Source organism: Bradyrhizobium sp. (assembly GCF_027307225.1).
Taxonomy (GTDB): domain Bacteria; phylum Pseudomonadota; class Alphaproteobacteria; order Rhizobiales; family Xanthobacteraceae; genus Bradyrhizobium.
The window spans coordinates 60,325-72,741 of sequence record NZ_DAHUXJ010000057.1 but is presented as its reverse complement, the minus strand read 5'-3'; the positions used below and the strand labels follow the sequence as shown (position 1 = coordinate 72,741).

Below are 12,417 nucleotides of genomic sequence, written 5' to 3'. Positions count from 1 at the left end.
AATTCATCGAGCGCAGGAGTAAGCGCAACCGTGCTCAAGACCTTCACCTCGGCGACGCGCGTGCGGATCGTCACGGGTGGGCGGCAGTGGCACGCCCGCCGAGGAAGGTTTCCGAGACCACGGGATCGTCGATCATCTCTTTTGCCGGGCCCGACGTGATCACGCGGCCGGTTTCCACCAGGTATGCGCGATCGGCGATCTTCAGCGTCTGGCGCGCCTTCTGCTCGACCAGCAGGACGGTCAGGCCTTCGCGGCGCAAATCCTGGATCATCGTGAAGACGGCGTCCGTCATTTTCGGCGCGAGCCCCAGCGACGGCTCATCGAGCAGCAGCAGTTTCGGCTTCGACAGCAGCGCGCGGGCGATCGCGAGCATCTGCTGCTCGCCACCGCTCATCAGGCTTGCGAGCAGATGGCGGCGTTCGGCCAAAATCGAAAAGCGTTCCAGCAACGCCGCGAGGTCTTTCATCGCCTGCGCCTTGTCGCGCCTGACATACAGACCCATCAAAAGATTGTCCTGCACGGTCATGGTGCCGAGGATGCCGCGTCCTTCGGGGACCAGCGAAATGCCGTGATGCAAATTGCGCTCGGCATTGTTGGGCTTCAAGACTTCGCCCTCGAAGGCGATCTCGCCGCGATAGGGCAACAGCCCGGCAATCGCCCGCGCCACCGTCGTCTTGCCCGCGCCATTGGCGCCGATCAGCGCGACGATCTCGCCCTGGGCGATATCGAGGCCGATGCCGCGTACCGCCTGGATGGCGCCATAGCGGACCACGAGATCGCGTACCCTCAACATCACGCCGCCCGCCCGAGATAGGCGTCGAGCACCGCCGGATTGAGCCTGATCTCCTCCGGGCGTCCTTGCGCAATCAGTACGCCGAAGTCGAGGACATAGAGGTGATCGCAAAGGTTCATGACGAACGCCATGTCATGTTCGATCAGGAGGATGCTGAGACCGTCCTGGCGCAACCTCAGCATGAGGGAGCGGATGGTCTCGGCCTCGTCGTGGTTCATGCCGGCGACGGGTTCATCGAGAAGCAACAGTTTTGGCCGCGCCGTGACCGCACGCGCCATCTCGACCTTGCGCTGCAGGCCATAGGGAAGCGAGCGTGCCAGGCGGTTGCGAACGTCGCCAAGGGCGAAGAACTCCAGCACTTCTTCCGCGCGCTCGATCGCTTTCGGATTGGAAAAGCGTGTCGGCAGCAGACGTCGCGCGAAGGAACCCGCATGGGGTTGCGCCACCAAAAGATGCTCCCAGACGCTCATGTCAGAAAAAAGCCGGATGTTCTGGAACGTGCGCATGATACCGGCGCGCGCGATCCGGTGTGACGGCTCGGCAGTGACGTCATGGCCATCGAGCAGCACGCTGCCGGACGTGGCGCGATAGGCTCCGGTGATGACGTTGAACGTCGTCGTCTTGCCCGCACCATTCGGGCCGATCACGCCGACGATCTGGCCAGGCGCGACTTGCAGTGACAGATCCGTCAGCGCATGGACGCCGCCGAATGTCTTGGTGACATGATCGAGTTTGAGGCGAGCGGGCGCTGTGCTGTTCATGCCCGCGACCTCGGCCAGGCAAATCGAAGAAGCGCCCGATCAAGCAGGCCCTGGCGGCGCACCAGCAGCATGCCGATCAACAGCGCACCGAAGGCGGCAAAGCGCCAGTCGGCCAGGAAGCGAAGATATTCGGGCAAGACCACCAGTATCACCGCGCCGGCGAGCGCGCCTGGCGCCACCGTCGAGCCGCCGAGGATGACGGCGAGCACGAAGTCGATCGAGCGCTCGAAAGAAAAATTGCCGGGTTCGATATAGACATGATGGTGCGCAAAGAGACCGCCGGCAATCGCCGCAACCGCAGCACCGCAGCCGAAGGCACCGACCTTGATTTCGGTGGGGTTGAGCCCGACGAGGCCGGCTGCGGTCTCGTCGTCGCGCACCGCGCGGATCTCGAGCCAGATCGGCGAGGCTTCGATCAGCATGATCAATACGAGCACGATGGCAGCCCATGTCCAGATATAGCCGGTCGAGACATGGTGCATGCCGTGAAAGCCCTCGGAGCCGCCCATCGCGGAAAAATTCTGGAAGAAAGAGCGCACCATCTCGCCAAAGCCCAGCGTTGCCATCGCGAGATAAATGCCCTTCAGCCGCAACGCCGGAAAGCCGACGGCGACGCCGATTGCGCCCGACACCAGCGCGGCGACGATCAGTGCTGCCGTGATCGGCAGGCCGGCGACGACCGTCAGCCAGGAGGTGAGATAGGCGCCGATCCCCATGAAGCCGGCATTGCCGAGCGAGAGCTGCCCGGTAGCGAGGATGATGTAGACGCTGAGCGCGCCGAGCAGGAGGATGCCGATGTCGGAAAGAAGGCCCGCATCATACACCGACATGGTCAGACCCTCTGACCCTGGTCGCTGCGACCGCCGCCAAGCAGCCCCTGCGGGCGAAGCAGCAGAATCAGGATCATGAAGCCATAGACCACGAAGTCGCGGATCTGCGAGCCGCCGTAAGCTACCGTCATCACCTCTACCACGCCCATGAGCGGACCCGCGATCAGCGCGCCCCAGATCCGCGTGGTGCCGCCGACCACCATCACCGCAATCGCCTTGAGGCCTATTTCGACACCGATATAGGGCGTGATCGCGGCGTAATGCACGCCGATCAGAACGCCCGCCGCACCCGCGAGCGCGCCCGACAGCATGAAGGCGATCAGCGTGATGCGGCCCGCAGGCACGCCGAGCAGCCGAGCAACGTCGCGATTTTCAGCGACCGCACGTAGCGCCCGGCCGATCGAGGTGCGTTGCACCAGAAACGCCAGCAGCGCCACCAGCAGCACCGTGACGCCCAGCACCGTGAGCTGGATCGCGCTGACACTGACGGGGCCAATGTTGAAGCGACCGCTCAGCACCTCGTCGGTGAGTTGCAGCGGATCGGAGCCCCAGACGTTGGTTGCGACATTTTGCAGGATGATGGAGAAGCCAAGCGTCGACAGCATGGGCGTCACGACGGGTGCCGCGCGAAACGGCTGGTAGCCGATGCGCTCGACGATCGCCGCCACCAGCGCCGCGCCCGCCATGCCGGCAATGAGCGCGAGCGGCAACGGCAGTTGCGCCATCAGGACGGCAAATCCGAAATAACCGCCGAGCATGAAGAGTTCGGCGATGGCGAGGTTGAGGACGCCGAGGATGCCCATCACCAGCGAGAAGGAAAGCGCGATCAGCGTGTAGACTGCGCCGAGCGTCAGACCGTTCACGAGTTGCTGGATCAGCACCTAAGTGTCCCTAACGGAGATAAGGATTGCGTCGTTGGTTTTTTGTTGTCATCGCCCGGCTTGACTGGGCGATGAAGTAGTGAGCAGCTTCGATGGTGAAGTCGGTGTATGCGGCGTACAGTCGCGAACGTCCTTCAGCACCGTCGGTTACTGGGTCGCCCGGTCAACCCGGGCGACGACAGTTGTGTTCCCTCAGCAGCCCTGCTTGCCATCCGGCGCGCTGCAGCCGCGCACCTTCGATTGCCACGCGCCGTTCTGGCCCTGCACGATGTAGAAGGCCTTGATGGCGTCGCCGTCCGCATTGAAGGAGATCGGGCCGCCGAGCCCGGCGAAGCCCGAAAGCTTGGTCATGTAATCGCGGATCTTGGTGCGGTCGGCCTCAAGATCTTCCGGCTTGCCGGTGACGCCGGCTTTCTTGACCGCGTCGACGTAGATGCTGGCGATCTCGTAGATGTTGGCATCGTACATCGAGGGCTCGATCTCGGCGGGCAGGCCCGAAATCTTGCGCAGGATCGGCGTCAGCTCCTTGACGAACGCCTGCGGCTTGTCGCCTTGCATGCTGGCATAGAAGCTCGCCGGCGCCACGATCGGAATTTCCGGCGCGGCTTTGAGGATCGCCGACGAAATCAGCTGCGTCGAGCCGACCACCGGCTTGATGACGCCCTGGCGTTTCATCTCGCGGATCACGGTGACGGCCTGGCTGTAGTCGGCGCTGACGACGACGCCATCCGGATTAAGCGCCTTGATCTTGGTTACCTGGGCGCTGACGTCGAGATCACCGGTGTTGAAGGAAAGGGGACCGTTGGCGTTGAGAACCTCGATGCCGTTCTCCTTCATCAGGCCCGGCATGATCTTGCTGCCGACGGTGGCGGCGGTTGCGTCCTTGGCGTCGAAGATGATCGCGACGGTTTTGATGTTGAAAGGCCTTCTTGTAATACGGCACCGTGGTGCGGCCGAGCACACCTTCGTCGATGGTGTTGCGGAACGCCCAGGGGCGGTTGAGCTTGGCGACGCCGGGTTTCGACGAGGCCTGCGAAGTCGAAACCACCTTCATTTCATTGGCGACCGGGAAGGTGACTTCCGCGGCGCTCGACGTCAGGGGGCCGGCGACCGCGAGCACATGGTCGTCGCCGGCGAGCTTGCGCAGGTCGTTGGTCGCCTGCGCCGGCTTGGTGGCGTCGTCGAGGATGACGATGCGGAGTTTCGCGCCGTTGATGCCGCCGGCATCGTTGACTTGCTTCTCCAGCATTTGCAGCGTCGCCGTGTTGGTGCGGCCCCATTCGGCGAACGGACCGCTCGACGGCACGATCGCGCCGAGCACGATCTCGGGACCGGCCGCGTGAACCGGGTTGCCTGCGATCATTCCCGATAGTGCCGCCGTGAGTCCCGCGGCACCGAGCACTCTGATCAATCTGGACGTCATGCGGAATCTCCCGTTTAGTCGCGTTGTTCGCGATCCCTGCGATTACCGAGAGGAGGTCCGCCCAAGCAGCTTCCCCTCAGGCCTTACTTGCGGGAAGCTAGCACCAGAAAGCGAGCTTGAAAAGCTTCGTTAGTTATGTAATTATGGAAGGTAGATTAGCACTTGGGAGGATGCGCGATGGCCGAAAAGGACGTCGACACCATAAGAATCAAGCGCGTGCTGACTTTCCTGGATGAGACGCGCGTGGCCGACGGACGCGACATTCTGCCGCCACTGCGCAAGGCCGCCGCGGCCGCCATCATCGACAATCCCTTTGCCGGACGCTTTGTGCAGGACCTCGCGCCGCTGACCCGGGCGAGCGAAGCGATTGGCCGCGAGATCTGCGCCATCGCCGTGCGCCTGCTGGCGCCGGATCAGGCGGTCAGCTACGGCAAGGCCGCCCTGGTCGGCAGCAACGGCGAGCAGGAGCACGGCAACGCCATGCTCACGACGGTGTTTGGCAACGTGATGCGCGAGGCGGTCGGCGGCGGCAAGGCCTGGATTTCCTCGATGACCAAGCGCGCCGCGCCCGGCGCCATGATCGACATTCCGCTGGCGCACAAGGATGCGCTTTACGTGCGCTCGCATTACGACGGCATGACGCTGACGCTGCACGATGCGCCGCAGCCGAACGAAATCGCAATCATCGCGGTGTATGCGACGCGCGGACGGCCGAACCAGCGCGTTGGCGGCCTGTCGGCAGCGGAGATCAACGGGCAGGACGGGCTGACCTAGCTGCTCGCCGGTGGGCCGGCGATTGCGGTCTTATCAAGAAACAAAAGCCATCAGGTGGAGCGGAACATGACGGTTGCAAAGACAGGTGCCGAGCACATCGCCTCCTTGCGCGACGGGCGCACGGTCTACATCGACGGCGCGCTCGTGAAGGACGTCACCACGCATCCTGCGTTCCGTAATGCGGTACAGTCCTCGGCCGCGCTCTACGACTACCAGGCCAGACCTGAAAACGTCGAGCTGATGACGTTCATGCCCGAAGGCTCGAACCGCCGTGTCAACCGCGCCTGGCAGATGCCCAGAAGCTACGAGGAGATGGTGACGCGCCGCAAGGCACTGCAAGCCTGGGCCGGCGTGCATTATGGCTTCATGGGCCGTTCCCCCGATCACGTGGCCTCCGCCCTGATCGGCCAGCGCATGGGCATCGAGATCTTCCGCAAGCACGGACCGCAACGCGCCAAGGCGCTGGAAGACTACGTCGACTACGCTACCAAGAACGATATCTTCCTCACTTACGTGATCATCAACCCGCAGGCCGAGCGCGCCAAGAACTGGGGTGATCAGTCATCGGACCTCGTCGCGCGCATCGTCGACGAAGATTCGACCGGCATCACGATCCGCGGCGCCAAGATGCTCGGTACGTCCTCGATCATGGCCAACGAGGTCCTGGTCGCGAATCTGCAGCCGCTGAAGCCGGGCGAGGAGGATCTCGCCTTCTCCTGTGCGTTGCCGATGAACGTCAAGGGCATCCGCGTGCTGTCGCGCAAGTCCTACGAAGCGTCGGCGGTATCGATGTTCGACAATCCGCTCTCGTCGCGTTTCGACGAAAACGACGCGCTGATCTATTTCGATGACGTCAAGGTGCCGTGGGATCGGCTGTTCGTCTATCGCGACACCGATGTGTGCCGCCAGCAATTCCACGATACCTGGGGCCACTCGTATCAGAACTACCAGGCGCAGATCCGCCTCTCGGTGAAGATCCGCTTCCTCGCCGGTCTCGCCCGCAAGCTGACCGAAGCGATCGGCACCACCAACATTCCGTCCGTGAGCGAAAAGCTGGGCTACATGGCAGCCCAGGCCGGCATGGTCGAAGCGATGCTGTCTGGCATGGAGGCAAGCGGCTCCAAGGCCGGCGAATACTGGGTGCCCAACAAGCACTTCATGTATTCGGCGCAGGTGCTGACACAGGACCTTTATCCGCAATTCGTCAATGCGATCCGCGAGCTCTCGGGCGGCGCGATGATCATGCTGCCGTCGTCGATCAGGGATTTCGGCGATCCCATGCTCAACAAGATCATCCAGACCACCCAGCGCGCGGCGAAGCTCGAGCCGGAAGACAAGGTCAAGTTCCTCAAGGCCTGCTGGGATGCGGTTGGCTCGGAATTCGGCTCACGGCACCAGCAATATGAGATGTTCTATGCGGGGGCGCGCTTCGTCACGGCAGGTCATTGCTTCCGCACCTACGACTGGAGCGGCGCGAGCGCGATGGTCGAAAACCTGATGGGATCGTACTCACTGGAAAGCGAGTTGGGCGGAGTGAAGCATTAGGCGGGGAGGATGGCATGAAAGTCGCGATCACCAATCTCGGGACAATCGTCTCCGGCGACTGGCGCTTTCCGTTCGTTCAGGGCGACACCGTCATTGCCCATGACGGCAAGGTCGTCGGTGTCGGCACGGCCAATGCGCCTGCGGTCGAGGCTTGCGACGTCGTGATCGACGCCGGCGGCATGACCGCGATTCCAGGCCTGATCGACTCCCACGTGCACATCACGTTTGGCGATTATACGCCGCGCCAGCGCACCGTCGGCTATCTCGAAAGCTATCTGCATGGCGGCGTGACCACGTCGATCTCGGCTTCCGAGGTGCACGTGCCGGGCCGACCGCGCGACGCCGAAGGCGTCAAGGCGCTCGCGGTTGCCGCGCAGCGCTGCTTTGCCGACTACCGTCCCGGCGGCATGCGCGTGATCGCAGGATCGGTCATCCTTGAGCCCGGCCTGAAGGATGAAGACTTTGTCGAACTCGCCGCGAAAGGGGTTGGCCTCGCCAAGGCCGGGTTCGGCGCGGTAAAGACAGCATATGACTACGTGCCGCTGGTCGCCGGCGCCAAGGCGGCGGGCCTGATCACCACGTGCCACACCGGCGGATCATCGATCCCGGGTTCGGGTGCGATCACCGGCGATCATCTTCTGAAAATGCATCCGCACGTCTCGTTCCATATCAACGGGGGCCCGACGGCGATGCCGGACCGCGATTTCGAGCGTGTGATCCGCGAGAGCGAGATCGCGCTTCAGGTCTGCACCGCGGGTAACCTGCGGACGACGCTGCTGTGCGGCAAGCTGGCGCTGGAGCTCAATGCGTTCGATCGCTTCATCATCGCAACCGATACGCCAACCGGCAGCGGCATCATGCCGCTCGGCATTCTCTACACCATGGCGCACCTAGCGAGCCTGACCAGTATGACGCCTGAACAGGCGATCTGCGCGGCCAGCGGCAACAATGCGCGGGTCTATCGGCTCGACAGCGGCTTGTTGAAGGCGGGCCATGCCGCCGACATCGTGCTGCTCGATGCGCCGGATGGCGGCACGCAAGATAGTGCGCTCGATGCCATCAAGCATGGCGACATCGCTGCGATCGGCGCGGTCGTCACCGCAGGCGTGCCGCGCTTCGTCGGCCGCAGCCGCAACACGCCTGCGACCACGCGCAAGGCGCGCGTCGCGAAGTCATCGGTCATGCAGGATTTTGCTGCCGCGGCGCACTGAGGCGATCGCAGAAAGCTTCACAGACCAACAGCATTGCGCAATTTGCGGGGACCCAAGCTGGCCTCCGGAACGGCGATGGGTTATATACTCCATAACTTAGCTAGTTTTAAAAGTGTTTTGCGGAGACTTGGAAGGCATGCTCGAATTTCAGATCGCGCCGAAAAATGGCGCCGGTGAGCGGATCGGCTTCGACGTCGCTACCCTGATCGTTGCCGGCTGGACCGGCCGCGACGAGGCGGCGCTACGCCATCATATCGAGGAGCTTGCCGCCATCGGAGTGCCGCGGCCGTCGTCCGTTCCGGTATTCTACCGCAACAGCGCGCTCAACGTAACACAGAGCGTGCGCGTCGAGGCGCTCGGGCCGGATACATCGGGCGAGGCCGAGCCCGTGGTGGTTGCGCATGGCGGGCGGCTGTGGCTGACGGTTGGCTCCGATCACACCGACCGCAAGGCCGAAACAATGGGGATCGCGCTCTCCAAGCAGCTCTGCCCGAAACCGGTCGGCCGCGAGCTCTGGCTGCTCGACGATGTCGCCGGTCACTGGGACCAGTTGCGGCTGCGGGCGTTCGTCACCATCGACGGCCACCGCGTCACCTACCAGGATGGCACGCTCGCCGGCATGCGCGCGCCGGCCGACCTGATTGCGCGGTATGGCGCGGCGCTTCCGCCGGGCGCTATCATGTTCTGCGGTACGCTGGCTGCGATCGGCGGCATCCGTCCGGCGAGCCGGTTCGAGATCGAGCTGGAGGATCCCGTCCACAGTCGTACGCTGCGTCATGCCTACGATATCGACGTCCTGCCGGTGGTCACTTGATCCATCCCTTTAAAATTTTCTAAGTGTTTGCTCAAGCCTACTCTCGCCAATCAATCGAATGCCATTCGGAGAACGCAGGTGTCGCGCCAAAAAGCCAAAACAGAGCGAGGGCAAACGCCGCGCCGCGCTGAGCCGACCAGTTTGCGCGGCGGGTTGCCGCTGACCGTTACCCGGCCAGAGCTTCTGAGCGACGGCACCGATCGCGATTTTCGCAAACTCGTGCATAACCTTTTCGCTTTCATGGCCCGGCATGAGTCGATCCGGGACGGCCATGCCAGGCAGATCGGCCTCGCAGGCGTGGAATACACAATCCTGATCTCGATCGGTCACCTCGGCCTCGACGGCGACGTCAACGTCAAGACGATCGCGGATCATCTGCATATGAGCGGCGCCTTCGTCACCACGGTAACCAGCAAGCTGCAGACGCTCGGCCTTGTCGAAAAGAACCAGGACAACGTCGACCGGCGGCGGATTTCGCTCGTCATCACCGAGAAGGGCAAGGCGCTCCTGCGCAAGCTCGCGCCCTATCAGCGCGAGATCAACGATGTCGAATTCGGGCCGCTTAGCCGCGAGGATTTTCAGGCAATTTCCCGTATCCTGGAGACGCTGATCGATTCCAGCGACAAGGCCTTCGCGTTGCAACGATACAAGTCATCGATCAAGGAAGCGACGAAGGTGGCTTGAGCGCCACGTTGTGTGCCGGCGACAGCGCAACGTCCAGAACGCCCGCATGCGGTAGCCAGGCACGTTGGCGGACGGACTCGTGTCATGAGCCGGATGGACCGCAGAAGGAAAGACCAGTGGACAGTATAGTCACGGCGCGTAGATCCTTTTCTCTGCTGTGGATCTGCGGCGTCAGTCTTCGGCTGACGGTTTTGTCGATCCCGCCGGTGATTTCGCTGATCCAGCGCGATCTCAACCTGTCCGGCACCGAAATAGGTTTGCTGTCCGGCATACCCGTTGTCGTGTTTGCGATCTTCGCCGCGCCGGGCTCGATCCTTGTCGGCCGGATGGGCGTGCGTGGCGCGCTCGTGAGCGGTCTTCTGATTGCGGCGTGCGGGACGCTACTTCGAAGCGGCGCGGGCAACGCGTGGCAATTGTACGTGACGACCGTGCTCATGAGCATCGGGATTGCGGTCATGCAACCATCGATGGCGGCGGCGGTGCGCGAATGGGCGCCGGAGCGATCAACGTTCGGAACGGCCATCTACACCAACGGCCTGATCATGGGCGAGATCATCCCCGTTGCCACGATGCTTCCGCTGTTGGTGCCCTATTTCGGCGAAAGCTGGCGTCTGGCGTTGAGTGCGTGGGTTCTTCCCCTGATCGCCACGGCTGTAACGGTTACGATGCTGGCTCCAAGGCCAGCGGCAAATGTTGCGCCAAAGCATTCAGCAAGCTGGCTGCCGCAGTTAAACAGCGGTCTCAATTGGCAAATCGGACTGACTTTCGGCAGCGTTACGAGCACCTATTTCTGTCTTAATGGATTTTTGCCCGCGCATCTGAGCGCAAGCAGCCACCAGGAACTCGTCAGCGCGACATTGACAGCCGTCAACTCGGGACAGATCCCTGCCTCGCTTCTCCTGCTGGTGACAGCCGACAAGTTGCAGGGCAAGCGATGGCCATACATGGTGTTGGGCGTGGTGTCGTCCGCTTGCGTCGTGGGAATCATGACGACCGCGAGCACCTGGACAATCTTCTGGGCGGGTCTGGCCGGATTTTCGCTCGGCGCGGCGCTGGTCCTGGGATTGGCTCTCGCCCCGATGCTTTGCGACAACCCCAACGATGTCGCGCGGACATCGGCGGCCGCCTTTGCCATCGCCTACGGCTTCGCGATGCTGGTTTCGTTTCTGTCCGGAGTTGTGTGGGATCTGGCGGGCAGTATCAACGCTTCGCTCATCCCGATTTTGCTCGGGAGCTTTCCGATCCTGGTCGCGGTGCCGAGGTTCACGCGGCCGAAGGAGCGATGACGCGCCATCCTGAAATATGGTCGGCGGCCGCGCAAGGGCGGCCGCCGATTGTTTTTGAGATCAGTAGCGCCGCAGCAGCGGAATCATTGCAAGAGATCCAATGATGGTTGCGCCGACCAGCACCATCAGGCCTGCATGGAACGAGCCGGTATGTGCGATCAGCGCTCCGATCACCACTGGCGACAACGCGCCGACGATGTTGCCGACGCCGTTGAACACACCGACCCCCGAAGCGACAGCGCGCGGCGGCAGGATTTGCAGCGATAATGCGAACAAGGGCGGCAGCGCCGAGCCCCAGAAGAAGGCGCTCACCGCAATCAGGATTGCCGCGGTCTGCGCATCAGGCACGATGGAGACGACGTACATCGCGGCGCCGGCGCCGAACAGGCCGACGAGGCAAACGATGGCCCTCCGGCCGATCTTGTCCGACACCGTTGCCGCGAGGACCTCACCGAGGAACATCAGAAAGAACGGCAGGAAAGAATACAGGCTCGTGTGCCGCGGATCGAAGCCGCGTACCTTGATGAGATAGGTCGGTAGCCAGCTGTTGAGGCCCCACAGATAGATGAGCGCCGCGGAGTTGAAGATCACAATCATCCAGAAACGCCAGTCGCGGCAGTAGAGACCGACCTGCGACAGGTACGACGACTGCGCCGCCGGCGTCGTTGGTGCCGCCACCCCCGGCGGATTGTCGCGCAGGAAGAACAGGATCAGGGGCAGGATCACCACGATATTGAGCAGTGCGAGGAACAGGAACGCGGCGCGCCAGCCGTAGTTCGTCTCGAGGAAGATCATCAGCGGGAATCCGATCGCCGATCCGAGCGGGCTGCCGATCATCCAGATAGAGTTGGCGCGTGCCTGCTCGCGCCGCGGAAACCAGCGCTTGATCAGCGAATTGGTGATCGAAAACTGCGGGCCTTCGGCGACGCCGAGCAGAATGCGCATCGACAACATCGAGGTGAACGATCCGGCGCCCGCCATCAGCGTCATGAAGACGCCCCAGAACGCGGTGCCGACCGCCAGCGAGCGCCGGAGCCCAAACAGGTCACCGATGAAGGACAGAAACACCCCCGAGCAGCCATAGGCGAACACGAAAGCCGTCATCAGGAGACCGAGAAGCGTCGGGTTGAAGCCCGTGCCCAAGGCGTCCTGGAATTCCTTGTTGGTGAACAACACGGCGACGCTGATGCGATCGAAGAACGCCGATATCACCGCGAGGAACAGGATGAGCGCGATGATCCAGCGCAGCGGTGACGCTGTTCCCTCTGCCGGCGCCGAAGTGCCGGCTTTTGAGGCGGCGACGCCGCCCATTTCCACGTCCGTTGTCATATGTTTCCCCCTTCTCCTTGTGACGGCCGCGTTATCGCTGCGGCGTGCGTTTGCGCATTTGGTGGACGAGGCGGCGCACGATCCCG

At 62.9% G+C, this 12,417-nt stretch carries 12 protein-coding genes and 1 pseudogene; 6 read left to right on the top strand and 7 right to left on the bottom strand.

Translation table 11 applies throughout. The annotated features are described in order from the left end of the window. Window positions 1-70 precede the first annotated feature (70 nt). The 6 genes and pseudogenes from M6D32_RS09930 to M6D32_RS09905 all read right to left on the bottom strand — a co-directional run. Window positions 71-793, bottom strand: coding sequence for an ABC transporter ATP-binding protein (locus M6D32_RS09930; protein WP_298255726.1), 723 nt, complete (start codon window positions 791-793; stop codon window positions 71-73). Further along, complete coding sequence (locus M6D32_RS09925; protein WP_298255725.1) at window positions 793-1,554, bottom strand: ABC transporter ATP-binding protein; 762 nt, start codon at window positions 1,552-1,554, stop codon at window positions 793-795. Before M6D32_RS09925 ends, M6D32_RS09930 begins: the two co-directional genes overlap by 1 nt. After that, entirely contained in the window at window positions 1,551-2,384 is an 834-nt protein-coding gene (locus M6D32_RS09920) for a branched-chain amino acid ABC transporter permease (protein ID WP_298255724.1), read from the bottom strand. Before M6D32_RS09920 ends, M6D32_RS09925 begins: the two co-directional genes overlap by 4 nt. Window positions 2,385-2,386: 2 nt before the next feature. Next, complete coding sequence (locus M6D32_RS09915; RefSeq protein ID WP_298255723.1) at window positions 2,387-3,265, bottom strand: branched-chain amino acid ABC transporter permease; 879 nt, start codon at window positions 3,263-3,265, stop codon at window positions 2,387-2,389. A gap of 192 nt (window positions 3,266-3,457) precedes the next feature. After that, entirely contained in the window at window positions 3,458-4,228 is a 771-nt protein-coding gene (locus M6D32_RS09910) for an ABC transporter substrate-binding protein (RefSeq protein WP_298255722.1), read from the bottom strand. After that, a pseudogene (locus tag M6D32_RS09905) lies at window positions 4,194-4,628 on the bottom strand (ABC transporter substrate-binding protein); the annotation flags it as partial. The pseudogene M6D32_RS09905 and the gene M6D32_RS09910, both read right to left, overlap by 35 nt. A 237-nt stretch (window positions 4,629-4,865) precedes the next feature. Here M6D32_RS09905 and M6D32_RS09900 point away from each other — a divergent pair. The 6 genes from M6D32_RS09900 to M6D32_RS09875 all read left to right on the top strand — a co-directional run bounded on the left by M6D32_RS09900 (window position 4,866) and on the right by M6D32_RS09875 (window position 11,002). Then, on the top strand, window positions 4,866-5,462 hold the full coding sequence (locus M6D32_RS09900; RefSeq protein WP_298255721.1) for an amino acid synthesis family protein: 597 nt from the start codon (window positions 4,866-4,868) through the stop codon (window positions 5,460-5,462). A 66-nt stretch (window positions 5,463-5,528) separates the two neighbouring features. Next, the gene (locus M6D32_RS09895; protein WP_298255720.1) at window positions 5,529-7,007 is read left to right on the top strand and encodes a 4-hydroxyphenylacetate 3-hydroxylase N-terminal domain-containing protein; all 1,479 of its coding nucleotides are present in this window, start codon (window positions 5,529-5,531) and stop codon (window positions 7,005-7,007) included. A 14-nt stretch (window positions 7,008-7,021) separates the two neighbouring features. Continuing rightward, window positions 7,022-8,218: an amidohydrolase family protein gene (locus tag M6D32_RS09890; RefSeq protein WP_298255719.1), complete on the top strand. Its 1,197-nt coding sequence runs from the start codon at window positions 7,022-7,024 to the stop codon at window positions 8,216-8,218. A 136-nt stretch (window positions 8,219-8,354) separates the two neighbouring features. Then, the gene (locus M6D32_RS09885) at window positions 8,355-9,032 is read left to right on the top strand and encodes a DUF2848 domain-containing protein (RefSeq protein WP_298255718.1); all 678 of its coding nucleotides are present in this window, start codon (window positions 8,355-8,357) and stop codon (window positions 9,030-9,032) included. A gap of 78 nt (window positions 9,033-9,110) precedes the next feature. After that, window positions 9,111-9,716, top strand: a complete 606-nt coding sequence (locus M6D32_RS09880) for a MarR family winged helix-turn-helix transcriptional regulator (protein ID WP_298255717.1) — start codon at window positions 9,111-9,113, stop codon at window positions 9,714-9,716. Between the two features lie 116 nt (window positions 9,717-9,832). After that, the gene (locus tag M6D32_RS09875; RefSeq protein ID WP_298255716.1) at window positions 9,833-11,002 is read left to right on the top strand and encodes an MFS transporter; all 1,170 of its coding nucleotides are present in this window, start codon (window positions 9,833-9,835) and stop codon (window positions 11,000-11,002) included. Between the two features lie 60 nt (window positions 11,003-11,062). Here M6D32_RS09875 and M6D32_RS09870 read toward each other — a convergent pair whose 3' ends face one another. Beyond that, a complete protein-coding gene (locus tag M6D32_RS09870) occupies window positions 11,063-12,331 on the bottom strand; it encodes an MFS transporter (RefSeq protein ID WP_298255715.1) in 1,269 nt (422 codons plus the stop codon). Window positions 12,332-12,417 lie beyond the last annotated feature (86 nt).

Coding starts and splice junctions, on each gene's coding strand:
- M6D32_RS09900 (WP_298255721.1), top strand. CDS start 4,866: ATGGCCGAAAAGGACGTCGACACCATAAGAATCAAGCGCGTGCTGACT.
- M6D32_RS09890 (WP_298255719.1), top strand. CDS start 7,022: ATGAAAGTCGCGATCACCAATCTCGGGACAATCGTCTCCGGCGACTGG.
- M6D32_RS09925 (WP_298255725.1), bottom strand. CDS start 1,554: ATGAACAGCACAGCGCCCGCTCGCCTCAAACTCGATCATGTCACCAAG.
- M6D32_RS09885 (WP_298255718.1), top strand. CDS start 8,355: ATGCTCGAATTTCAGATCGCGCCGAAAAATGGCGCCGGTGAGCGGATC.
- M6D32_RS09870 (WP_298255715.1), bottom strand. CDS start 12,331: ATGACAACGGACGTGGAAATGGGCGGCGTCGCCGCCTCAAAAGCCGGC.
- M6D32_RS09895 (WP_298255720.1), top strand. CDS start 5,529: ATGACGGTTGCAAAGACAGGTGCCGAGCACATCGCCTCCTTGCGCGAC.
- M6D32_RS09920 (WP_298255724.1), bottom strand. CDS start 2,384: ATGTCGGTGTATGATGCGGGCCTTCTTTCCGACATCGGCATCCTCCTG.
- M6D32_RS09930 (WP_298255726.1), bottom strand. CDS start 793: ATGTTGAGGGTACGCGATCTCGTGGTCCGCTATGGCGCCATCCAGGCG.